Origin of the sequence: Planobacterium oryzisoli, assembly GCF_015354315.1 — a bacterium.
Taxonomy (GTDB): Bacteria; Bacteroidota; Bacteroidia; order Flavobacteriales; family Weeksellaceae; genus Planobacterium_A; species Planobacterium_A oryzisoli.
This window is the reverse complement of record NZ_JADKYY010000002.1, coordinates 204,583-229,392: the sequence shown is the minus strand read 5'-3', so window position 1 is coordinate 229,392 and position 24,810 is coordinate 204,583. Positions and strand designations below refer to the sequence as shown.

Sequence of the window (24,810 nt, the reverse complement as noted above, 5' to 3'; positions counted from 1 at the left end):
AGTTTACTTTTTACTTAAGTTGGACGTACTTCATTTGCCTTAATATCCATTGCTGCCTTTTTCTTAAGTAAGAAGAGGGGTTTTTTGGATCGTACTTCTTAGGACTTGGCAGCACCGCGGCAATCATAGCAGCTTGCGCCCGGGTGAGATTTGAAGCCTTCTTACCGTAATAATAATGCGAGGCAGCCTCTATTCCAAAGACCCCCTGCCCCATCTCTATACTATTGAGATAGCGCTCTAGTATTATATTTTTTCCCCAAGCATATTCTATGACAAAGGTATAGAAAGCTTCTAGAACCTTTCTTAGATAACTTCTTTCCTGCCAAAGAAATACATTCTTTGCGGTCTGTTGCGAAATAGTACTACCTCCCCGCAATTTTTTTCCTTTTTCGTTATTCTCCAATGCCTTTTCAATAGCTTGGTAATCAAACCCGTTATGAGAATAAAATTTTTGATCTTCGGCAGCTATTACCGCCTTCTTTATGTGCGTTCCCATCTCTTCACTAGAAATGTAGTCACGGTCTAATTTGCCGTATTCTAAAAACCCCTCGATTTGCGTGATGGTTACCGGGGGGTTAAAAAATCTACCGAGAAGGATACCCAACACATTTGCCCAGAAGATAATCCACAAAAGTTTTTTAAGAAGTTTCCACATAGTTAGCAGCAAAAATACTAAAATACCAAGGAACCTTTATTTAATTTCTTTTAAATAAAACAATTGCCCACCTGGCACAAGGTCGGGATGAAAAATACGAATATAATCCTTTAGGACAATATCAGCTCTGACGACACCGGACTCAAAAAAGTCATTGGATTTACCCTTTATCCTCCCCGTTATAGAGTATATTCGACCATTGTTGAACACATCCAATTTTGAATAGAGCGGATTAAGTGCGAGCATTTGCTTTCGGGATAAATGGTTTCCGGCATTAATCCAGACATTCGCGCCATTGGATTCCACAAGTACCTGTTCAAAACTAAGAGGGACAGCCTGCTCTCCAGGGAGTTTACTAAAAATGTATTTGCCTCCTGCATGGGCAATGAAATTGGCAAGTTGCGATTCATTACCTGGCACGAACCAATGGTTTCCGTACATTTCATTTACAAGCACTTGCGGCATATTCGATTTATCCTGAATCTTGGAACGCATTGTATTATAGGAAGCAGTCACACTTTCTAGAAGCGTCTGTGCCTGCTTCTCTTTGTTAAAAAGTTTTCCAAAAAGCAGTAAATACTTCGTTTTATCCAATGGAACAGATTCTTTATATTCATCAAGAAAAATCACAGTCACTCCATTGTCCCGCAACATTTTATAGGTAGATTCAAAGGAGCTTAGGTAGTTGGTGAACACAGCATCCGGTTGTAAGGAAAGAATTCTTTCTACATCATATTTTTGTTCATTTCCCACATTTTGAATTTGCTGTTTCTCGACTGCTGATCGTAATACAGAAGAATAGATATACTCTGGACTAGAAACACCCACAACCGAGCTTTCCAGATGCAAAGCAGTGATATATCCCAAAAGACTTGCATTTAGAAAAACGGTTCTTTTAAAAGGTAACTTGCTTCTAGGTATTTCAATAGTGTGTTTACCAGAATATACTTCTAAATGAGAATCAAGTTCGCTATACCTTAGAGACTTTGTAATTATTACGGCAGATTCGGATGCAGAATCTGCTTTTTTTGAACATCCCACCAAAAAAATAGTGAGTAAAAAAATAAAAAAATTCGCTCTCATCTTTCAAAGGAAACAAAAAAGTGTTATATTTGCAAACCTAAAAACGGGTGCATAGCTCAATTGGATAGAGCGTCAGATTACGGCTCTGAAGGTTGGGGGTTCGACTCCTCCTGCGCTCACAGTTTTAAAACGCAACAAGCTGAAATAATGCATGTTGCGTTTGTTTTTTTTATTGAACTACTCTAAAAATAATGCTTCTGAAATGGTAGCATTCAACGGACATAATTTAAGCACCACACAAGGTAGAAAACATTAAAAATATAACTTAGTTCACGCTATAAACAACGTGAAATCAAAGAATTATCTTCGGTTCATTTAACATCCAATTCATCAAAAGAAAAAATTTCTACACTAGTTTTTATGCACTGGGATAAAGAAATCGACAATACATTTTTGCTCGGGATGTTCCTTATAGTTGTTGTAAATAATTTCGAAAGGTCTTTGTTCCGTAGAGTGGTATCCATTTGCATTCATCCATTCGTATATGGCAGTCCACGAAATTGCAAAATCCTGTAGAATTATTTCAAATCTTCCCACAGGGAGTTTTTGTTTAAACCAATAAAGCAATGTAGGTCATCATATTGCTCACAATAAGTAAGTTAGATGATTTTATAAAAGTATAAAGCATCGTATAAACCATTAAACAATCCCCGATTTAGTCACTGATTTTAGATGTAGGGACTAAACACACTCAAATCTCAAACCTTCACAACGTTAATTATTACATTTTGTCACCCGCCAGCGGATTTTCGTTTTTAAATGTCAGTTGAGAGAATACGGAAAATTGATGCAGGTCTCCTTAGCAAAGTGACCAACGCGAAATCAGTTTGAAATTGACTCTGGGTAATTTTTTTAGTATAAAACGACATCTTTGTAATGGTATCTTATTCAGAACATTGGAGAACAACTGGTATACAGTTGTCATGGCGGTACGTCCACCGGCACAGACGGAATATTGCTGTGCGCGGTGCTGTAGGTGAATAAAATCACTATATCATTCCGCTGAGACAAGCATTTATTGAATGAATTTACGGGCTCAACTGCCAACTCTCTGACCCTTTTTTCTGCATCCTATAAAAGGGTGTCGGAAACTGCTGGTTTTCTAGAGGGAGACAAACTTTTTAAATTATAACTATCCTAACGGCTGGCTGGGGATTATACGCAACACATTACTGTTTGATCCCAACACGCAAAAAAAACGGACCGAAGCCCGCTTTGTTTAAAATTTCATTTTCTGAATCCTTACTGCATTTAAAATGGCGAGAAGAGCTACGCCTACATCTGCAAAGACGGCTTCCCACATCGTGGCCAAACCTCCCGCCCCCAGTACTAAAACCACGGCTTTTACCCCAAAGGCCAACGCGATGTTCTGCCAAACAATTTTTTTGGTTTGCTTGCCAATATTAATGGCCATAGGGATTTTTGAAGGTTTGTCGTCCTGAATTACTACATCAGCGGTTTCAATGGTGGCATCACTCCCAAGGCCACCCATCGCTATGCCGATATCACTTAAAGCTACAACCGGCGCATCGTTGACTCCGTCGCCAACAAATGCAACCGTTTCATTCCGTGCTTTTATTTCTTTGACTTTATTCACTTTATCTTCCGGCAATAAATCGCCAAAAGCATTAGGTATGCCCAGTTTTCCTGCCACAGCTTTGACCACGGTTGATTTATCACCGCTCAACATGGTAACTTTTACTCCTAAACTTTGAAGTTTCTGTACAGTTTCGGCAGCGTCTTCTTTGATGCTATCCGCAATGGTAAGGTATCCCGCAAATTTGCCTTCATAAGCAACGGCAATCAATGTTTCTACAATATCATTTGGATTTACATCATATGGGATGTTGAATTTATTCATCAGTTTAAAGTTTCCTACGAGTAACTCTTTTCCCTGATATGATCCTTTCAGGCCATGTCCCGCTATTTCCTCTACATTGTCGAGAATAACAGTATGGTCGGGTTCACCGAGGTGTTCATGAATTGCAGTTGCCACCGGATGGGTTGATGAATTTTCGATTACATTCACTAATTTTAGAATTAAATCCCGCTCGAATTCCGGTTTCAGATTTACGGTCTGTACTTTGAATACACCTTCAGTCATGGTTCCGGTTTTATCCATTACCACATTTTTGACCTCTGCTAACGCATCCAAAAAGTTACTACCCTTAAATAAAATTCCATTTCTGCTTGCGGCACCAATTCCACCAAAGTATCCGAGTGGAATACTAATCACTAATGCACATGGACAGGATATTACCAGGAATATAAGGGCGCGATATAACCAGTCCCGGAAAATATATTCATCCACAAAAAAATACGGTACCAGACAAATTGCCACGGCGAGAAACACCACAATTGGGGTATAGATGCGCGCAAATTTCCTGATAAACAATTCAGTGGGTGCTTTCTGGGCAGTCGCATTCTGTACCAATTCCAGAATCTTTGAAAGTTTCGAATCATTGTAGAGGGTATTGACCTGCACTTTTGCTACCGTATTCAGGTTAATCATTCCTGCAAGGACGATATCGTTTTTCTGTTTTGTATCCGGTTTGCTTTCGCCAGTAAGTGCTGAAGTATTGAACGAAGCACTGTCTGAAATTAAAATTCCATCCAGGGCCAGTTTTTCTCCCGGTTTCAACTGAATAACCGAATCCAGTGCAACGTCCGCAGCTTTTACCGTTTGTGGGCGGTTATCAACCAAGATGGTCACTTCATCGGGACGCTGATCTAACAGTTTCGCAATATTACCTTTTGCGCGCTGAACCGCTAGAGTCTGGAATACTTCGCCCACGGAGTAAAACAGCATTACCGCAACCCCTTCCGGATATTCATCAATGGCGAAAGCCCCAATCGTGGCGATGGACATTAGGAAAAACTCCGAAAATACATCTCCCTTCCTGATACTTTCAAACGCTTCTTTCAGAACCGGTAAACCTACCGGCAGATAGGCTGCGGCGTACCAAATAATACGCACCCGATCTTTAAACCAAAATTGAGGAATCAGATGATCCATCGCTAATCCCACCATCAAAATCACGAAGGAAATAATTGCAGGCAGAAACAGCTGAAAAGTTGATTTCCCCGCTATGGAATGGTCGTGACCATCATCCTCCGTATGTTCATCATCCTCGGTCAGTTTCTTAGACCCTGACGGTGATTTTTTTGCGGAACTATATGCTTTGTCAGTGACACTGCAACAGCTGTCCTCGATCAGAACTTTAGCGCCTGCATCTTTGTATATCTTGCCTTCCTGCGGCGTGCAGCACAATTGATTGCCATTTTCGTCGTAGGTATGTATATGTAATTTATTATTTGACATAAGTTATATTTAATAATGTATTGTAGTTTTTATTTTGACGTACTATTTCTTAATGTCCATGACCTTCCTCTCCCTTATTATTCATTTTAGCTAAGATAAAGAAGGCATTTTTAACTACTACTTTAGCATTGCCGGGAATTATTTTTAAAGGTGTAATTTGAGTATAGCCCAAATCTGTAACTCCTTTCGCAACCGGAATTTTCTCAAAGCTTACTTCCTTTTCCTCAGTTGTTTTTTTGTTACTTTCCTTTTTTAAAGCTGATACTTTTTCGTTTTTTCCTTCTTCTTCGGGCTCGTTCTGTATAATAAAGATAAAATCCTGACCCTTATCATTCACTATAGCTTCGGTAGGAACGGATGCAGCAGTTTGATTATCAAGACTTATGACTGCGGCAACATTCATGCCATCAATAAGACCTGTCCGGTCTCCAACGACTTGCGCGTGAACAGGAACAGTTTTACTTTCTCCTTCAAAGGCTGTACCTATTGAAGTTATTTTTGCATCGTACTCCTTTCCTGGACTGTTTGTTAATGTAAAGTGAATGGTTTGCCCCGGTTGTACTTTACCCAGATCTTTTTCATATACATAGATATCCAAATGAAGCGCTGAGTTGCTTACAATTTCGGCAATTGGCGAAGCCATGTCCACATTACTCCCTATTTGCGCTATCACTTTACTTACCGTTCCGCTGATGGGCGCGCGAACAGAAAGGGACGAGCTGTAACCCTGAGCAGCCCCAATGCTGCCCAGCTGTTTCTGCAGTCCGGAGCGCTGGCTTCTTAATGTTGCAAGATCTGTCTGTGCCTGCTGAAATTTCTTTAGCGGCGCGGCATTACCTTTATAAAGCTGCTGGGCACGGGTAACTTCCAGTTCTGCCATTCTGATCTGACCATTAACCTGCTGAAGCTGCTGCTGCATCACAATTAAATCGGGGTTTGAAATGGTTGCTATAACTTTTCCCTTTGATACATAGCTTCCAGGCTGTACGTACAGGGAGCGTACTATACCGCTGTACGAGGGCGTAACAAATGCCTTATTCTGGTTAGGCACCGTCAGCATACCGCTTACTTTTATGGTATTAGAAAGTTCCTTACTTTCGATACTACCCATTTGAATTCCAACAGTCTTTATTTGTTCCTCCGTGAAATGTGCGACGTTCGGATCTTCATGTTCATCAACCTTCTCCACTTCAGGTGTATTTTTGGTTTCAGTAACTTCTGATTCTTTTTTACATCCTGTCAACAAGACAGAGACTGCAAAAATAAGGGTGATATATTTTTTCATGTTATATTCTCTTTTTGAACTTAATTTTTAATGTAATAGTTATATTGAATTACGGCCATGTTGTACTCGTTTAATGCAATCAGATAATTTTTTCTGATGTCTATTGCCTGGGTAAAGAACTGGTGCATTTCAGAAAAACCTATTTCACCTGCTTTGTAACTTAACATTGCCGCATCAAAGATCTGGTCTGCCTGTTTCAAACCTATACTTTCATAATATTTAAGCATTTCAGAAGCTTTTAGAATTTCGGTGTAGCTGGTGCGCGTTTGTGCAGCGAATTGGCTTTCCTGATAGCGCAGCTGCGACTGCTGAATTTCAACTTCTGCTTCGGCAGCCTGCAATTTGGCTTTATAGGCAGTTTTTCCAAAAATGGGAAATTCTACCGCTACAGAAAAGCCGGTTATGGGATCTTTCATTCCGTATAATCTCTGGGAGAATACCCGGCCGGAAAAGTCAGGTTTATTCTGCATTTTCTGAACATCTATATTAGCTCGTGCAATTTCGATATTTTGCTGCTGCAGTGCCAATGAAGGATGCAAACTGTCTGAGGGAAAATCATCCACATCCAGTTTCCGCAAATTGGTGTCTTCCGGTAAGTACAGCACATGAGTATTGAGAAAAAGGCTCAACTGCTGCTGCTGTGCTGAAATATTCTGTTGGTTTTGCTGTCTCTGCGCCTGCAGCTCCTTCATCCGTGCTTCGGCAGCAATGTTTTCTAGTCCTGCAGCTTCGCCAGTTTTGAAACGAAGATTAGCTGCTTTGTACATGGACGTATAATACTCATTCAGTTTTTGGTAGAGTTTACCCACATCCTGAAGGTACCATAGCTGGTAAAAAGCGGTATTTACTTCCCTTTTTATCACCGCGTCCAGCATGTTTTTGTTCAACTGGTGAAATTTCAACTGCTCCTCAAAATATTTTCTTTTAGCTTTATATAACCCGGGCCACTGAATGGACTGCTGGATTCCAATTTTAAAATCGCCGTCCGGATCACTTGGTCTCATATCTTCGTTCTCCACGAAGATGCCGGTCTTAGGGATTTCACGCGCCGTTCTGGTTTCCAGTAAAGCTTTAGTTACCTGCGCCGTGTTTACAGTGTACTGTAGATTGTTTTCTAACGCTATTTTCACTGCGTCATTTGGTGAAATTCTTTCCTGCGCACTGAGTGCACCTACGGAAGAGCACAGTAAAATTATTAGCGTTAAAAACGATTTGTTTTTACTATTTCTCAATTTGTTTTTGATTTGATTCTTAGAATTAAATATGATATACAGCAGAGGCAGGACAAATAAGGTAAGGAAGGTGGCTGTTACGAGACCTCCAATTACCACGGTTGCCAGCGGTCTCTGCACTTCTGCGCCGCTACCATTTGAAAAAGCCATAGGAAAGAATCCGAATGATGCGACTGCCGCCGTCATCAACACAGGACGAAGCCTGGTGGTTGTACCCTGAATGACTCTCCTGATAATATTGTTAACGCCGGATTTCTGTAGATCCTTGAAGGTGCTGACTAAAACAATTCCATTAAGTACTGCCACCCCGAATAGCGCAATGAAGCCGACTCCCGCTGAAATACTGAAAGGCATATCCCTAATGAGCAGAGCAAAGACCCCACCGATAGCACTCATTGGTATTGCGGTAAAAATAAGTATGCCGTCTTTGAAGTTACGGAAGGTGAAGTACAGTAAAAGAAAAATAAGAGCTAGGGCTACCGGGACTGCTATTTGCAATCGGGAAGAGGCCTGCTTCAAATTTTCGAATGTTCCACCATATGTAAAGTAATAGCCGGCGGGTAAGATGTTTGCATCATTAAGTTTACTCTGAATTTCAGTTACTACACTTTCTACATCTCTATCTTTTACATTAAAGCCTACAACAATCCGGCGCTTGCCATCTTCACGACTGATTTGCGCCGGTCCGTCTTTATATTCAACCTTTGCTACCTGAGAAAGAGGGATTTGCACGCCGTTTTCAGTTGGAATAAACAGGTTACTCACATCGTCGATAGAACTTCGGTTAACACTGTCGAGCCGTGCGACCAAATTAAACTTTCTTTCGTCCTCAAATACCACCCCAGCGGTTTCGCCCGCAAAAGCGGTGCTCACTGTATGGTTTATATCCTCAATATTCAATCCATAAGAGGCCAGCCTGGCCCTGTCGTAAGTAATGGTTATCTGGGGTAAACCCACCGTCTGTTCAATTTGTGGTTCGGTGGCACCTTCTACTGTTTGTACTATTTTGGCAACTTCCGGTGCCAGTTTCGCAAGGGTGTCTATGTTTTCACCAAATATTTTAACTGCTACATCCTGCCGAACCCCTGTCATCAATTCGTTGAAGCGCATCTGTATTGGTTGGGATACTTCGAAGAATACTCCCGGAATCATTTCAAGCTTCTCCATCATCTCAGCGCTCAAATCCTCATAAGATTTACCACTGTCCTTCCACTCTTTTTTTGGTTTTAGGGTTACGATAAGGTCAGTTGCTTCGGGCGGCATTGGGTCAGTGGGGACTTCCGCACTACCGGTTTTACCCACCACTGTGTTCACTTCAGAAAAAGATTTCAGAATACGGCTTGCCTGCATAGAGGTCTCAATGCTCTGAGAAAGAGAAGTACCTTGTGGAAGTATACAGTGCACAGCAAAATCACCTTCCTGCAATTGGGGTATAAATTCACCACCCATCCGGGAAAACAGAAACAGCGAAACCGCAAGCAGCGCCACCGCACCGCCAACAACTGCATATTTAAATGCAATAGCTTTCTGCAAAAGGGGCAGATAAAAATTCCTGATCTTCGCCATTATTTTATCTGCGAAAGTTTTTTTGGCGCTTATATTTTTAGACAGAAATAAGGCGGACATCATTGGTATATAGGTCAGCGAGAGTATTAATGCCCCTATAATTGCAAAAGACACCGTCTCTGCCATTGGGCGGAACATTTTACCTTCAATCCCCTGAAGTGAAAGGATAGGGAGATATACAATGAGGATAATGATCTGGCCGAACACCGCCGAACTCATCATCTTTTTTGCACTTGACTGTACAGCCTGGTCCATCGTATGTTGAGACAGTTTCTGGGAACGGTGGTGGACAGCAAGAAAATGCAGGGTAGCTTCAACAATAATTACAGCACCATCTACAATAAGTCCAAAGTCAATTGCACCAAGACTCATCAAATTTGCACTAACGCCAAAGACGTTCATCATCCCGAGTGCAAAAAGAAGCGATAATGGTATTGCCGACGCAACAATAAGCCCTGCCCGAAAATTGCCAAGAAACAGAACCAGCACAAGAACGACTATAAGTGCTCCTTCTACCAAATTTGTTTCTACGGTGCGTATAGCACGGTCAACTAAACTCGTCCGATCCAGAAAAGGTTCCACGATAATATCCGGGGGCAGCGATTTTTGTATGGTGCTCATCTTTTCTTTAACCCGGCTCACCACTTCCGCCGAATTTTCACCTTTCAGCATCATAACAATACCACCTACCGCTTCTTTATCGCCATTATAAGTTAATGCACCATATCTGACAGCACTGCCAATTCGGGTTTCCGCAACATCTTTTATAAGTACCGGAATGCCATTAACAGTTTTAATAACGGTATTGGAAATATCATCTAAAGATGAAATAAGGCCGATTCCCCGAATAAAATATGCATTGGGTTTTTTATCGATGTAAGCACCACCTGTATTTTCGTTATTTTTCTGAAGGGTTGTGAAAATATCGGCAATAGTCACATTCATAGCTTTAAGTCTGTACGGATTGATTGCCACCTCGTACTGCTTAAGTTTACCGCCAAAACTGTTAATTTCAGCTACGCCCGGTGTACCGTAGAGTTGGCGGGCCACAATCCAATCCTGCATGGTTCGCAGATCAGTAGCGGAGTATTTGTCTTCTGACCCTTTTTTAGGGTGAATAACATATTGATAAATCTCTCCTAAGCCTGTGGATACCGGAGACATTTCTGGCGTACCGATACCTTGTGGAATGTTTTCCTCGGCCTCTTTCAGTTTTTCAGTAATCAGTTGACGGGCAAAGTAAATATCCACGCTTTCATCAAAGACTACAGTAACCACGGACAATCCAAATCGTGAAATAGACCTCATTTCGGTAATTCCCGGTATGTTGGCGAGGCTCTGTTCAATTGGATAGGTGACCAACTGTTCTGTTTCCTGTGCGGCTAATGTGGGTGTACTGGTAATGATCTGAACCTGATTATTGGTGATGTCAGGTACAGCATCCAATGGGAGTTTAGTAGCACTATACACGCCCCAGATGATTAGTGCGAAAGTCATGAGCCCAATAATGAGCTTATTCTTTACACTAAACTGTATAATTTTATATAGCATTTGTAAAAATTAAGGTTAATTGAAGGATAAAGCATGTTCCGTATTGTTCACGGAAATGCACGACTATTTAATAGCCGTATAATCCTACGAATATAAATCCGAAGGAAAAGTATTAACCTATTTTGGGGGGTTGCCAGACGCCGGCAGGTTCGGAAATCGTGTAGATGTAATTCTTCTCAGGAAGAATATCTTTAATCAAAACAACAATTTTCTCAGGAAGTAGTTCCGTGATCTGCAAAACGGTCATTGAGATTCCACAACAGTTGCAGACGCAGAAGGGCGTACAAAGATCTGCATGTTGATCCTGATTTTGTTCCAAATGAATATCTTCTGCCAGACACACTTTTTCACCCAGGCCCTTCGCACTATCATTGCATGGCACCACCGTGAGTACCATGAAGAACAAGGAAAGAATAAAGGCGAAGATTTTCACAGGGCTAATTTAGGAAAATATTTTTTGACTGAAGCATTTGAGAAGGATCGGACTGAATTAGGATGTTGTAGGCACGATATAGAACTGTCGTTATGTTACTTGCTGTGGCAAAGCAAGCATTACTATCCGCGTAAGCTTACACGATGTCACTGTACTTTTATTAAAAGAATATTCATTAGTAAACCTAGTTGACCTGATACGCATAAAAAAAGAGTGCAACCGGTCTTTATTTTACCTATTGCACTCCACCAAAAGTTACTAGTCAATAACTGTTTAATAATTCAAAGTAATCCCTGCACCCCAGCTCATATCGCTGTCGTAGTGGGTTGAGATTCCGATATTTTTTGTGACGATATATTTAAGACCTGCCATATATTCTTTGTCGGTATTGACCATGAATGCCCCACGCAAACGCGCAGTCAACGGAATGTCTTCACGTGTCAGCTGGAACCTTACAATTCCGTCTGTAAATATTTCTGCCTGCAGGTCCACCAACATCGGGAGTTTATACATGATACCAGCGCTGAAAGTTTTTCTTTCATCTTTAGTAGATGCCTGTCCAAAAAGGTTTTTTTCAATATTATTCCTGTCAATCTTTCTATAACGATAGTTAAATCCGATAAATGGTTTCAGCCACTGCATACGGTCCACATACCTGCCGAGTTGGGTTTCCACCTCGTAGCCGTGATGGGAATTGTAACCTAAACGCCATTCTGTTCCCAATTCCCAGCGGGCATTTGAAATTCTCGCCATCCCGTCGTTACCATTGGTGGCGAAATCGTTTTCGGCCATCAGGTGCCACATGTTACTTTCGCGCTGAAGCTTTTTGTAAGCTGAAGCTTTATCGGGAAGCAAAGGATTCTGATAATCACCAACAGCAAAAACACGGTTCATCCCCGCCATCATGTGATAGAGGATGTGACAGTGGAAAAACCAGTCCCCATCAGTTTTAGCTTCAAATTCGATGACATTAGTTTCCATCGGCATAATATCCAACACATTTTTGAGGGGTGCCTGAAGGCCATTTTTGTTGAGTACCCGAAAATCAAAACCGTGCAGGTGCATCGGGTGACGCATCATTGAGTTATTGAAAAGGGTAATGCGGAGAATTTCCCCTTTTTTTACCAATATTTTGTCCGATTCTGCCAGGACTCTATCGTCCATGCTCCAAACGTAGCGGTTCATGTTTCCCGTAAGGGTAAACTTGAGCTCGCGCACGGGACTGTCTTTCGGGAGTGAAGTGTCATAAGGCGATTTCATCATCCCATAATTCAATGTGGTAATCCCGGAAGCAGGCATCTGATGCTGTGAGTGATCCATTTGCGCATCGTTGTTGTCCATCTTGTCCATCGGCATTGCTGCATTATTTTCAGCACTAATTTCAGGATACATCACCTGATTCATATCCATCGTCTGATAACTCATCTTCATGCCCATATCTTTCATGTCACCATTCATCTTCATCATGTCGTTCATCATCTTCATCCCTTCAAAGTATTTGAGTTTGGGTAATGGATCATGGGATTTCTTAGCTCCTTCTCCAATAAACACTGACGCAGATTTTGTGCGGTCTTCAGGTGTAACAAGGAGTTCGTAGGAGGTGTTTTTTTCAGGAATTTCCACTACGATATCCACTGTTTCAGAAACTGCCAGAATAAGACGGTCCACTTCTACCGGTTCAATGTCCAATCCATCACTGGCCACTACTTTAATTTTTCCTCCTGCATAATTGAGCCAAAAATAGGAGGAAGCACCGCCGTTGGCGATTTGAAGCCGCACTTTGTCACCGGCTTTGTATCCTGCGAGCTGGCTTTCTGTTTTACCGTTAATCAGAAAGGCGTCATAATAAATGTCACTCACGTCCATGGCAAGCATCCGCTTCCATTCGTTGGTGAGTTTTGTCTTAAAGTGTCCCTCTTTTATGGCTTCTGCATAACTTTGAGTACTGCCTTTTTTTATTGCGAACCAGTCATTGGCGTTGCGAAGCATCCGCTGAACATTATTGGGGTTCAGGTTTGTCCACTCGCTCAGGATAATGTGCTCTGTGGGCAAATCATCAATCCCCGGCCGGAAAGTAGGATCTTCGGGACGTTTTTTCAGAATCATCATCCCATACATTCCAATCTGCTCCTGCAGGCCAGTATGTGAGTGATACCAGTGGGTTCCGTTTTGGATGATCGGAAACGAATACGTGTAGGTTGAATGTGGTGGAATGGGTTTCTGGGTAAGCCAGGGAACCCCATCTTCTTTATTTGGAAGATGAAGACCGTGCCAGTGCAGAGAAGTTTCTTCGTCCATTAAATTATGGACAATCACTTCCGCCGTATCGCCCTCATAAAACTCCAGCTTTGGCATCGGAATCTGCCCGTTTACGGCAATGGCGCGTTTCTGTTTGCCCGCGAAATTTACCAGGGTGTCTTTCACATAAAGATGGTAGGTCACTTTGCGCCCGCCTTTTAGGTTTTTTTCAGGCATGGGCATGACCATTTTGTGTTCACCATGTATCTGCATGTTTCCGTGTGCAGAATGATCTTCTTTTTTTTCTTGAAGGACCAGATTCATACCGCACTTGGGACACTTTCCGGGTTTGTTCGATATCACCTCGGGATGCATCGGGCAGGTGTACATCTTTTGCGCTTCTTCATGCTGATGCGCATCTGAAGTTTGATGTTCCGGGGTTTTGCCGGTAGCCTGATGCCGGCCGCTTTCCTTCTGAGGGACCAGATTCATACCGCACTTGGGACACTTTCCGGGTTTGTCCGAAACCACCTCGGGGTGCATCGGACAAGTGTACATCTTTTGCGCTGCTTCATGCTGATGCGGAGCAGGTGTTGAATGTTCCGGCGTTTTGATGCTCGCTGGGTCTTTCGGTACTGCTTTAGTCTTTGGCATCACCGGTTTTTTAACTTCCGTTACCGTCTTTGTTTTTGCAGCGGTAATTTCAGGTTTCTTACCCGTAGTTTTTTTAACTACGGTGGCCTTTTTAGGAGCGGGCGCGGATTTGGCCGCCGTTTTTTTCTCAGTAACGGTTTTCTTCACCAAGGTCATACCGCAAATGGGGCAGTTACCGGGTGCTGATTTCACGACCTGCGGATGCATCGGGCAGGTGTACACGGTTTTGGTGCTCTGTGAATAACTGTTTATGGACATTGCCATAAATAGAAAAAGCGAAAATATATATTTCATCTTGTGATTATTTAATTTTTAACAAACTTGCATTAAGTGCGACCACGATGGTACTGACACTCATCAGCACCGCGCCCATGGCGGGACTCAGGACAAATGTGGGATACAGAACACCTGCAGCAAGTGGAATAGCCACGACGTTATAGCCCACTGCCCATACGAGATTCTGGATCATCTTGCTGTAGGTTTTCTTTCCAAAATCTATCATTTTCACCACGTCTCGAGGGTCACTGTTGACCAGAATAATATCTGCGGTTTCGGCAGCAACATCAGTTCCGCTGCCAACTGCAATGCCTACATCTGCTGCTGCCAAAGCCGGTGCATCATTTACGCCGTCACCTGTCATGGCAACGATTTCTCCTTTATCCTGGAATTCTTTTACTTTTTCCTGTTTGTGGTGCGGAAGTACATTTGCCAAATATCCTTCCATTCCTAATTGCTTTGACACCGCCGCCGCTACCTTTTCGTTATCACCTGTAAGCAGGAATGATTTAATGTTCATGCTTCGAAGTTGGTCAATAGCTTCTTTTGCGCCTTCGCGAATGGTATCTGCTAAAGAAACAATACCCACGGGCACGTCATCAATCAAAATAAAGTTCACTGTTTCTGCATCCTGGTTGATTTCTTCCGGAATGGCAGGTACCTGTTTATTGTTTTGAACGAAATAATTAGGACCAGCCGCGACAACCGATTTACCGTTTACGATTCCTGTCACTCCAATTCCTTGCATGTAGCGGAAACTGTCTGACTTCCATAGCTCCAGTTTTCTCTCGGAAAGGGTCTGCATGATTCCTTTTGCAATGTGATGTTCGGAGTTCTGCTGCACTGCTGCTGCATACTGGAGTAAATCGTTTTCCGAATAGTGTTCCGTTAGAGGAATGATTTTCTGCACAGTGTGGGAGCCTTTCGTAAGGGTGCCGGTTTTATCGAAAATAATGGTCGATAATTTTCTGGTGGTTTCAAAAGCCGTGCGGTTTCTGATGAGTAAACCATTTGTCGCTGAAAGTGTAGTGGAAATAGCCACCACCAGAGGGATTGCCACTCCTAAAGCATGAGGGCAGGACGTTACCATTACCGTTACCATCCGTTCCAGAGCAAAAGCCAAATCTCCCATGGTGATGTACCAGTAAGCGAAAGTTCCTACTCCCACCACAATTGCTACTATAGTAAGCCATTTGGCTACTTTATCCGCCAGATTCTGAGTGTTCGACTTTGCTGCCTGCGCATCCTGAACCAAATTAATGACCTTATTGAGGTACGAATCCTTTCCAACCCCTGTTGCTTTTATCTTTAAAGCTCCGTCTCCATTGATAGACCCTGCGATAACCTTTCCACCGGACTCTTTTCTTACAGGAACACTTTCTCCGGTCAGCATGCTTTCATTTAAATAGGAACTGCCCTCGACAATCAGACCGTCAGCGGCGACTTTTTCGCCCGGTCTTATGATTACGGTATCTCCGTTTTTCAGCTGTTCCAGTTTTATTTTAACCGGACTTCCGTTATGCTCGACGGTTACGTCATTTGGTAGCAATGCCACTAAGGATTGTAACGCTTTTGAAGCTGCCATCTGTGAACGCATTTCGAGCCAATGACCCAGAAGCATAATGACAATTAGGGTGGCGAGCTCCCAAAAGAAATCCATGCCCGGCAGCCCGAATACGACGGCAACGGAATAGACATAAGCTACGGTAATCGCCAAAGCAACGAGCGTCATCATCCCAATAGCTCCGGCTTTCACTTCGCCCAAAAAACCTTTGAAAAAAGGCATTCCACCGTAGAAATAAATAATACTTCCCAAAACCAACAGCACGTATTTATCGCCTTGAAAAGCTATGGTGAAACCAAGCCACTGCTGAATCATGTGGGAAAGCAGCAGCACCGGGACAGAAAGTACCAGTGTAATCCAGAATCTTTTTAGAAAATCCGAAGTATGATGACCTGCATGTTTGTCAAATCCCGCCGCTGAACTATCAGATTCTGAGTGATGATTATGATTCTGATGATGATGGCTGTGTTCGTCTTTTTCAGGTCGGGCGGTTCCTCCCAAGGGAATTAAGTTCATTCCGCAAAGTGGACATTTCCCCGGTTCGTCCTTCAATATCTGGGGATGCATGGGACAGGTGTATTTTTTCATAATTCAATTTTTTTGCGTTAAATTCTGCTATTTGAGATTACTTCCGGGTTTGAAGTTCCTTAATTTTCGCCCTCATGACGGCAATTTCTTCCTCCTGTGCTTTGATAATTTCCTCGCCCAACTTTCTCACTTCCGGATCGACCAGATTACTTTCTTCGACCATAAGAATAGCCCCTGCATGGTGTGGAATCATGGACTTTAGAAACTGGACATCTCCCACGGCTGTCTGCTGCCGGATCCCGGACCAAAACAGCACCATCATCAGCACTCCGAGGCCCATAAGAATTTTATTGAGTTTTTTGTTGGGATACATCTTCCCCATTAACAGCAGTTCGATGATTAACATAGGAGAAGCCATCAGGCCTGCCATGTATAACTGGTTTATGTTTGGAATTACATTAGTCAGCTTGTCCACCATCGCATACATTAGTATAAACATTGAAATAAAGGAAATCAGAAGCATCCAAAATAACTTTTTGTATGCAGAGGTATGGCTTTTTTGCGCGTGCTGGACAGACTCCTTGCCCGATTCCATTTCATGTTTGGAATGATTGCCTGTTGCTGAATCAGTATTCTTAAGCATGTTGTGATCATGTCCTGAATTTTTCATAATAATAATTTCTTATATGTTAACAATTTGGATGAATATTTTTTGTTCATAAATTATCTAAAATGAATTTCACTCTTTCTTCGGGAGGCAAAACCGGAACAAAAACGATAGTGAAACCGAGATTGGTATAGCTTTCTATTATCAACTGATGAATTAGTTTTTGATCGTCTTCATTTTCGGTTCTCGCATAGTCTTTGATAAACGGCAATCGGTCTAGAATAAAGATTTTTTTGTAGGAAACCCCGTTGACGGCATTAAGTAACTTTTCATCATAATCCAAGTTTAAAAATTGATAATAAGCCATTGCGTCCGGGATAGCCCTGTCCAAAAAAACCATATCCTCCTTATTGAGCGATTCTTCTTGGGCAATCTGCATATCTAACACGCCCAATTGAAATTTCTTTTTATTGCTTCGGATTTCTTCAACAGAATTTCCTTCATTATGCATGGTATCAATGTAATGCCTGGCGTGTTCAATTGTCGTAAGGTAACCTTGCTTCTGAAGCAAATCAATGGTCGTTGTTTTTCCGGTACTGGGTCCGCCGGTAATCACATACCAGTTGGTCTCATTTGAATGCTTGATTTTACTGTCCGTTATATGATTCATCTCTCCAAATTATAATTCTTCAATATCATAAAGTTGCGGTATTTGCGAATCCCAGCCGTAGGTTTCTTTTATGCCCAGCTGCAGCGCTTCTGCGCCTTCCTTTTCCCCATGTACGATGAAAATTCTTTCAGGAATATTTGTTATTTCATTCATCCAACCAATGAGTTCATTGTGGTCTGCATGTGAAGATAGTCCTTCAATTTCCGCTATTTCCATATTGAAAGGAACCCATTTTCCATACACTTTTAGTTCTTTCTCACCATCCAATAGTTTTCTTCCACGGGTTCCTTCGGCCTGATAGCCGACAAAAAGCAGGGTATTATCAGGGTTTTGTGCCTGGGTTTCAAGATAGTTGAGCATTCTGCCCCCGGTGAGCATCCCGCTGCCGGCGATAACAATTTTTGGTTTGTTGTCGGACCGCAACTCCATGGTTTCCTGATAGCTGCTGACCACCGTGAAATGATCGCACATTTCATCACATTCGTCGGTTGTTAACCGGTGCCAATCTCTGGTACGGTAAAACAGATCGAGTATGCTGGCTCCCATCGGACTGTCCATGATTATCGGTACTTTGGGTATTTTATTTTCGTTAAGCAACCTCCATAAAATAAGCATCATCAGTTGAGCACGTTCAACCGAAAAACTGGGAATAAACACGCTGCCTCCACGGTTAATGGTATCGTTGACTAATTTTTCAATCTCCAGAACCGCTTCCACTTCATCCGGATGAAACCTTCCTCCGTAGGTTGACTCTATGAAAAGAACATCCGCCTTTTCGGGTTTCAGGGGTGGATATAGCAGTAGATCATTGGTACGTCCAATATCTCCGGAAAAAACAAAACGTTTGCCATGTACATCCAACTCAATGAAAGCTGCACCCAAAATATGCCCATTGTACTGAAACCGTGCATTGATACCATCAAACAAAGGAATCCACTGTGATGGCGGAACCTCCTTAAAATGGGGCAATGTTTTTTCTACATCCTTCAGGCCGTACAGCGGTTCTGCGGGACTGTGTTTGGAGTAGCCTTCCTTATTGGCTCGCGCTGCTTCCTGTTCCTGTATTTTGGCACTGTCGTTCAGAACGATTGTGGCAATATCCAAAGTTGGATTTGTTCCGTAAACTAATCCACTAAAACCATATTTTACCAATCGGGGAAGGTATCCTGTGTGGTCGAAATGGCCATGAGTCAATAAAACGGCATCAATGGCTGAAACGTCCACAGGCGGATATTCCCAGTTTTTAAGCCGTAATTCCTTTAATCCTTGAAAAACTCCGCAGTCGATTAGGAGTTGATGTGCTCCTGTATCGATTAAATATTTGGAACCCGTTACTGTACCCGCAGCGCCCAAAAAATGAATGGTAATTTTTGTGTTTTTCATTGGTCAGATTGATCTAGTGTTGAGTGCATAATTCTTTTGCGTCTTCGATAATGTTTTTATGGCGTGGTTTTGCAAGTCCGATTTGGTTTAAGACCCCCGGGTTTTCGTAAATTTCTCTGCAAAGAACAACACCAAGGTCTAACAATTTTGTTTTCTCGTTTTTTGTCAGGGTCGTTAATGCGGTTAATGGGTGCAAACCGGATTTGTCTATTCTCTCTTTTAAACCGTTCCCAAAAGGATAGTCCCAGCTTGCCATTAGTAAACCTGCACATTTCCCATATTGTGTGGCATCAGAAGTGAATCTTGTATTGGTGTACACACCTCCTTTAGATATTTTTCCTTCGTTACTTTTTTGTTTTTTCCACTGTTTTTCTACATCCAGAAATCTGGAATTGACATACAGAGGAATTTTTACATTGCAAAATCTCCCTTGGTCGCTGTGAAATTTACATTCAATAAAACAGTGCTGGTCGTCTTTTTCAGCGATGACATCTATTTCATGCGACACGCAATTTCCCTGAACAATGACCCCAACCTGGGTGGAAAAACCTTCATGAGCCATCAGTTTGCCCACTAATTTTTCAAAGGGAAAACCGGAGGGACCCAATTCAAAGAGTGCGTTTTTGAGTTTGTATTTTGAAGCACTTACGCGGGAATATTTTTTTAACAAATCAAAAGCAATTTTATAGATCTGTGAGGTGGTCATGCCTTCGTAAATCGTGGACTGAACCTCACCAACAATTTGCTGAATGATGTTTTCCCCAGCAGACGCGCGCCTAAGTGAATTAGTGAGTTTTTCGACATCAAATACGACAATATCTCCGGACTTTTTTACGATGCTAATGGGAATCTTCATTTTCTGATAGTTTGTTGAAACTTACTTTAGGCAACTGTTATTTTATTATCGAGATATACATTCTGTACCCTTTGTAGCAAGTTCACACCGTCTTTAAACGGGTGCTGAAATGCCTTCCGACCCATAATCAGTCCAGTGCCGCCCGCTCTTTTGTTGATGACCGCTGTTGTAATGGCCTCAAGCAGATCTGACTCACCTTTTGAATCGCCACCGGAGTTAATTAATCCGATTTTGCCCATGTAACAGTTCGCTACCTGCAGCCTGCAGAGGTCAATCGGGTGGGGAGTTGTTAGTGCCTCATACATCGCGTCATCGTATTTACCGAACTTAATGTTTTTGAATCCAAAATTATTTGTCGGCAATTTTTGTTTAATAATATCAGCTTGAATTGTTACTCCGATATGATTGGCTTGTCCTGTCAAATCCGCAGCGGAATGATAATCCTGATCTGCTGTTTTAAATGCCTCATTTCGAAGATAGCACCATAATATAGTCGCCATACCGAGCTGATGGGCATGCTCAAACGCCTCGGAAATTTCTGTGATCTGCCTGTCACTTTCGTCGGAACCAAAATAGATGGTTGCTCCTATGGCAAGGGCCCCCATATCCCAGGCGTTTTTAACTTTTCCAAATAGCGTTTGGTCATATTTATTTGGAAAGCTCAGTAATTCATTGTGATTAATCTTTACAATGAAAGGGATTCTGTGCGCATATTTTCGGGCATTCAAGGCTAACCCGCCGAAGGTAGAAGCCACACCGTTACAGCCGGCTTCGAGTGCAAGTTTTAAAATGTTTTCAGGGTCGAAATAGTCGGGGTTTTTATAAAATGAGTACACAGCACTATGCTCAATACCCTGATCAACGGGAAGAATGCTCAGATAACCCGTGCCGCCAAGATTACCCTGACCGTAAAGTTGAGCGAGACTCCGCAGAACCTGCGGGTTTCTGTTGCTATCGCCAAAGACCTTTTTTAGACTGTATTTGCCTGGAGTCAGCAGTTCATCTTTTGTAATTTTTTGGCAAACGTGATCCAAATAGTAGGCTGCCTTCTTGCCTAATAAGTCTGCAATGTTATCGTTCATTTTTTTTAAACTTTAATCCCTAAATTTCTATATATTTTAGAAATAGGCATTTGCGGAAGTGCGCGTCTTACAAATATTTGCAGGGTACAAACCATTTTCCTTAACATCCCGTTTTATTAATTTGATAATTTACTTTTTGCTTACTCCTAATAAAAACTCTGTTTAACTCCAAGGCTTTCGTTGGTCTTAAGTATCGACTTTTCAGCGTCTGGTTCAATTCCGGTTAGGGCACGGATAGCGTCAATGGTTTCGGGGATTACGATAGCCTGATTATCGACTAAGTAAGCATAGAACACTTCATCTCCAACCACTTTCAGCATGTCTTGCCACAAGGCTACTTCATACATATCTCCATAAGGGCGGCCTATTGCAAGCATTAATTCCTTAACTGTATTATTAGCTGCTAACTCATCGCTGTATTCAATCATTGCAATTCTGGTAGATTTATTGAACGCATCCAAAACTTCTTCCTTATCAGTTTTTCTGGTCAACTGTACATTCCAGTAATGTAGATGGCTTAACGTTTCCGGCACTTTAACTGCCGATGTGATAACGTTAAAAGAGGGGTCAACAGATTGCGCATCCGGTCCCTGATGGCTGGGTATATCTTTTTCGGGAACCAGGGTATTCATAATCCCGGTCAAATGGCTTTCCCATGGGTCGGTTGCACGACGAAGTAAAGTGCCTCTTGCTTTTAAGAGCAAGCCTGCATTCTTCAGTGCGGTTAGTGTTCTTACAATGGAAGTAGTGTTACAGGAAACTACTCTTGTAGCATCAAGGTTAATTGCAGTTGCATAATTATTTTCGGCACTAAAGGAATGACCGGTTGCTTCATGCTTTTCACCTCCTTGTAAGATAAACTTTTTACCAAGTTTTTTATAAAGCTCTATATTTTGAGCCGCAATTTTTTTGGGCGTACAATCCACAATAATATCTGAGGATGCAAGCAGATCGTTCAACGTGCCTGATGAATTTATGCCTGCTTCGTTCATCTTTGTTTTAAACATGTCATCGGAAGCAAACACGGGATATTTTTTCAATACTGCCATTTGAATGCGCCAGTCTGTTATTACATCGCATACACCTGCCAGTTCCATATCTTCTTGCAAATGCACTGCATCGGCAACTCGTTTGCCAATGACACCATATCCGTTAATGGCAACTCTTATTTTTTCCATAATATATATATATATAGCTTATCGATTAAATTAAAAGGTTTCCGATGTGTATTTCCCTTAATATTCTGTTTATGGCATTCCACCAGTTTCAAACCAATAGCTTATTCCATTAGGGCCTTTGCCAACCGGGATTGTGTGGATCACTCTTTGACTTGGCACATCAATCACAGAAACGGTATTATCTATAGTATTTGTTACAAAAACTGATTTACCATCGTTGCTTACTACTACACCGTGAGCCTTCTTACCAACTTTAATGGTACTTATCACTTTTGCGTTTGGTATGTCTATTACATAAACTTCGTTTGAAACCGGCCTGCCCAAGAGTTCACCCTGGTCTGCTACATAAAGTAATTTACTATCCGGGGTTGCGTACAACTGAATAGGGCCCTGAGCGGTGCCAGGTAATGGTATTCTTATTATTTGGCCATTTTTAAGGTCATACTGTATCACCTCTTTTGTATCGTACAAAGAGACGAAAACAAATTTATCGTCACGGGTAACGGCTACCTGTGGAGCTATACCACCAAGAGGGATATCAGTTACTTTACCATCAGCTATAGTAATGACAGACATACTTTTTCCGTCCATATTGGCTACATACAATTTGCCATTAGCGTAGCGTAAGCCATGAGGTGCATGTTTTTCTCCTAAATTAAATTTCGTACCACTTGATAGGTCGTTGCATCTACTTGTATGCCTTCATTCGTTTCACCTGCGGTTACAAATGCATTCTTTGATTGATCGTCTAAAACCACATGGGCCACGTGTAGATCTTTACCTAACAGCACACGCTCTTTTATTGTACCGCTGTTTGGGTCAATAACTATTAAGTAATTTGTTTTACTGCTGTCCATACCTGCTGCCGCCACCCAAACAGATTTTCCATTGGGGGGCACCTGCACATTATGGGCCATAAACATAGTTCCGGCGCTATCACTGAAGTCAATGCTTGTGGTTTTTAAGCTATCCTGAAGATCTATAACTGAAACACTGCCTCCGGCTTCGTTGGCAACATATCCTTTAGCCAATGGCAATGAAGGTGGTTTGTCAGTTTTACTACTATTGGTATTGCTATTATCGTTATTGCCGCAACTGCTGACCATAGCAAATAGCATTGTCATTATGACAACCAATGTCGGGGTAAAAAATTTTTTCGTTTAATAGATTTTAATTTGGTCGTTAGGATGTAGATAAAAAGAGTGGCAATCATTAAAATCACCACCCGTTTTAAATTACGCTGCCATTTTCCGGCATTCTTCGGCGCATTTTCTACAAGCTTCTGCACATTCACGGCAATGATCCATTCCATGTTGTGCATGTTTTTCACATTCTGCAGCACATGCTTCACAGATGTCGGCACAAATGCGGCAAATTTCTTTTGCTTTGTCGCTGCCGAGGCTCATTAACTGTGCTGAGGCATAGCAGATCGCTGCGCATTCCATGTCTAATTGAATGCATCTCGCCATCATTTTTACATCTTCTTCCTCAGTGCATGATGAAGCACAGTGATTACATATTGCAGCACATTTTAAACATGCTTCAATACAACTTTGGTACGTGTGATAACCTGTCATAATTGTTGGTTTTTATGTTAATAAATAGGTTAGTTTTTTCAATAAATATGCAGTTCCTGAGCTGATCCTGTCGCAATCATAAGTGCGTTTGATCAGGCAAGCTATTGCTGGCTACTTTGATTTTTTTTAAAAAATTTATTTGCTTCTTTCACTTAGTTTTCAGCGGAGCATTTCTACCGTTATCGTTCACATCGTACTAACGTTATACTTGCCCGCCCAGTTCATACTTTTCAACAGCAACAGGAGCCACCAGACTTTTTTAAATTCTCATCTACGGAAGCGCCGGCAATACTATAACCTACTTTCGCCAAGGCTTGCGTTAACTGCGCTGTATTAATCGATTTCTCTGCTTCAATAACTGCGCGTGGTGGATGCAGACTCGCTTTTACATTCTGTACGCCATCAATTTCTTTCAAGCTTTTTCGACATTTTTAACGCAGCCTTCGCAGGACATTCCTGTTGTTTCATTTTGTTTGATTTTATTCTTTTATATATTGTTACTTTCCGACTATCCGTTTTAAAATACGTTCTGTGAGCCTTACTTGGCCAAACTAGTGTTGCAATAAAATAGCTTTTTGAAAGCGAGCTGGTTGTAATTACTACTGTAAAAGTACAAATTTCTTAAACGGATGTTCTTCATAATTTTCGTTAGTTTCTGTATAATTTTGCTTTGAAAAAAAGGCCAAGTAACATCAAAACTATACCTGAAGTTTATCGAGAGTTGCGCAAACGTCTCTGTGATTGCCGTTTCTATTTCGCAACTATTTCCTATTTATAATTTCGTACGCCTAAGTTCTAAGGTTAACTAATTTCATCATAGGATCTTCGATTGGCTAGTTCAGCATTTTTATACTCTGTCATGCTCTCTCCGGTAATCTATTTAAACTGTCTCGACAGATGGTTGACGCTGCTGTAATCCAGGAGATGCCCTATTTCTGAAAAGGTGTACTGCCTGAGTTGAATAAGTTGTTTTATTCTCTCAATTTTTAATTTAATAAAATATTTTTCCAGCGTTGTATTTTCAAAGTGTGAGAACAACTTGCTCAGTGACTTATATTCGTGGTTGAACT

The 24,810-nt window shown here is 41.8% G+C and carries 19 protein-coding genes and 1 tRNA gene; 1 reads left to right on the top strand and 19 read right to left on the bottom strand.

The window, feature by feature from the left end:
- Positions 1-10: 10 nt before the first annotated feature.
- Both mtgA and IC612_RS02625 read right to left on the bottom strand, forming a co-directional pair.
- Positions 11-655: a monofunctional biosynthetic peptidoglycan transglycosylase gene (mtgA, locus tag IC612_RS02630; RefSeq protein ID WP_194738618.1), complete on the bottom strand. Its 645-nt coding sequence runs from the start codon at positions 653-655 to the stop codon at positions 11-13.
- Positions 656-691: 36 nt separating this feature from the next.
- On the bottom strand, positions 692-1,522 hold the full coding sequence (locus IC612_RS02625) for an ABC transporter substrate-binding protein (RefSeq protein ID WP_194738617.1): 831 nt from the start codon (positions 1,520-1,522) through the stop codon (positions 692-694).
- 261 nt (positions 1,523-1,783) lie between these two features.
- On the opposite strand from IC612_RS02625, the gene IC612_RS02620 reads away from it, so the two are divergent.
- Positions 1,784-1,857 (top strand) — tRNA-Arg (locus tag IC612_RS02620).
- A gap of 232 nt (positions 1,858-2,089) precedes the next feature.
- Here the strand turns inward: IC612_RS02620 and IC612_RS02615 are convergent.
- The 17 genes from IC612_RS02615 to IC612_RS02535 form a co-directional block, all read right to left on the bottom strand.
- On the bottom strand, positions 2,090-2,275 hold the full coding sequence (locus IC612_RS02615; protein WP_194738616.1) for a GyrI-like domain-containing protein: 186 nt from the start codon (positions 2,273-2,275) through the stop codon (positions 2,090-2,092).
- A 682-nt stretch (positions 2,276-2,957) separates the two neighbouring features.
- Complete coding sequence (locus IC612_RS02610; RefSeq protein ID WP_194738615.1) at positions 2,958-5,060, bottom strand: heavy metal translocating P-type ATPase; 2,103 nt, start codon at positions 5,058-5,060, stop codon at positions 2,958-2,960.
- 49 nt (positions 5,061-5,109) lie between these two features.
- Positions 5,110-6,345, bottom strand: a complete 1,236-nt coding sequence (locus IC612_RS02605; protein WP_194738614.1) for an efflux RND transporter periplasmic adaptor subunit — start codon at positions 6,343-6,345, stop codon at positions 5,110-5,112.
- A gap of 20 nt (positions 6,346-6,365) precedes the next feature.
- Positions 6,366-10,694 carry a CusA/CzcA family heavy metal efflux RND transporter gene (locus tag IC612_RS02600; protein WP_194738613.1) on the bottom strand — a complete coding sequence of 1,443 codons (4,329 nt, stop codon included), beginning with the start codon at positions 10,692-10,694 and terminating at the stop codon, positions 6,366-6,368.
- Between the two features lie 112 nt (positions 10,695-10,806).
- On the bottom strand, positions 10,807-11,127 hold the full coding sequence (locus IC612_RS02595; RefSeq protein ID WP_194738612.1) for a DUF6660 family protein: 321 nt from the start codon (positions 11,125-11,127) through the stop codon (positions 10,807-10,809).
- 273 nt (positions 11,128-11,400) lie between these two features.
- A complete protein-coding gene (locus IC612_RS02590) occupies positions 11,401-14,277 on the bottom strand; it encodes a multicopper oxidase domain-containing protein (RefSeq protein WP_262892248.1) in 2,877 nt (958 codons plus the stop codon).
- Between the two features lie 43 nt (positions 14,278-14,320).
- On the bottom strand, positions 14,321-16,447 hold the full coding sequence (locus IC612_RS02585; RefSeq protein ID WP_194738611.1) for a heavy metal translocating P-type ATPase: 2,127 nt from the start codon (positions 16,445-16,447) through the stop codon (positions 14,321-14,323).
- A gap of 37 nt (positions 16,448-16,484) precedes the next feature.
- Positions 16,485-17,057, bottom strand: a complete 573-nt coding sequence (locus IC612_RS02580) for a DUF305 domain-containing protein (protein WP_228512839.1) — start codon at positions 17,055-17,057, stop codon at positions 16,485-16,487.
- 46 nt (positions 17,058-17,103) lie between these two features.
- On the bottom strand, positions 17,104-17,664 hold the full coding sequence (locus IC612_RS02575) for an AAA family ATPase (protein WP_194738610.1): 561 nt from the start codon (positions 17,662-17,664) through the stop codon (positions 17,104-17,106).
- 9 nt (positions 17,665-17,673) lie between these two features.
- Positions 17,674-19,047, bottom strand: coding sequence for an MBL fold metallo-hydrolase RNA specificity domain-containing protein (locus tag IC612_RS02570; RefSeq protein ID WP_194738609.1), 1,374 nt, complete (start codon positions 19,045-19,047; stop codon positions 17,674-17,676).
- 13 nt (positions 19,048-19,060) lie between these two features.
- The gene (locus IC612_RS02565; RefSeq protein WP_194738608.1) at positions 19,061-19,903 is read right to left on the bottom strand and encodes an ATP cone domain-containing protein; all 843 of its coding nucleotides are present in this window, start codon (positions 19,901-19,903) and stop codon (positions 19,061-19,063) included.
- A 26-nt stretch (positions 19,904-19,929) separates the two neighbouring features.
- On the bottom strand, positions 19,930-20,985 hold the full coding sequence (locus IC612_RS02560) for a class I fructose-bisphosphate aldolase (protein ID WP_194738607.1): 1,056 nt from the start codon (positions 20,983-20,985) through the stop codon (positions 19,930-19,932).
- 146 nt (positions 20,986-21,131) lie between these two features.
- The gene (locus tag IC612_RS02555) at positions 21,132-22,163 is read right to left on the bottom strand and encodes a type II glyceraldehyde-3-phosphate dehydrogenase (protein WP_194738606.1); all 1,032 of its coding nucleotides are present in this window, start codon (positions 22,161-22,163) and stop codon (positions 21,132-21,134) included.
- A gap of 69 nt (positions 22,164-22,232) precedes the next feature.
- Complete coding sequence (locus IC612_RS02550; protein ID WP_228512838.1) at positions 22,233-22,739, bottom strand: YncE family protein; 507 nt, start codon at positions 22,737-22,739, stop codon at positions 22,233-22,235.
- Between the two features lie 74 nt (positions 22,740-22,813).
- Entirely contained in the window at positions 22,814-23,269 is a 456-nt protein-coding gene (locus tag IC612_RS02545) for a YncE family protein (RefSeq protein ID WP_228512837.1), read from the bottom strand.
- A 129-nt stretch (positions 23,270-23,398) separates the two neighbouring features.
- A complete protein-coding gene (locus tag IC612_RS02540) occupies positions 23,399-23,740 on the bottom strand; it encodes a four-helix bundle copper-binding protein (protein ID WP_059333872.1) in 342 nt (113 codons plus the stop codon).
- 230 nt (positions 23,741-23,970) lie between these two features.
- Positions 23,971-24,156, bottom strand: a complete 186-nt coding sequence (locus tag IC612_RS02535) for a hypothetical protein (RefSeq protein WP_194738603.1) — start codon at positions 24,154-24,156, stop codon at positions 23,971-23,973.
- Positions 24,157-24,810: the final 654 nt, after the last annotated feature.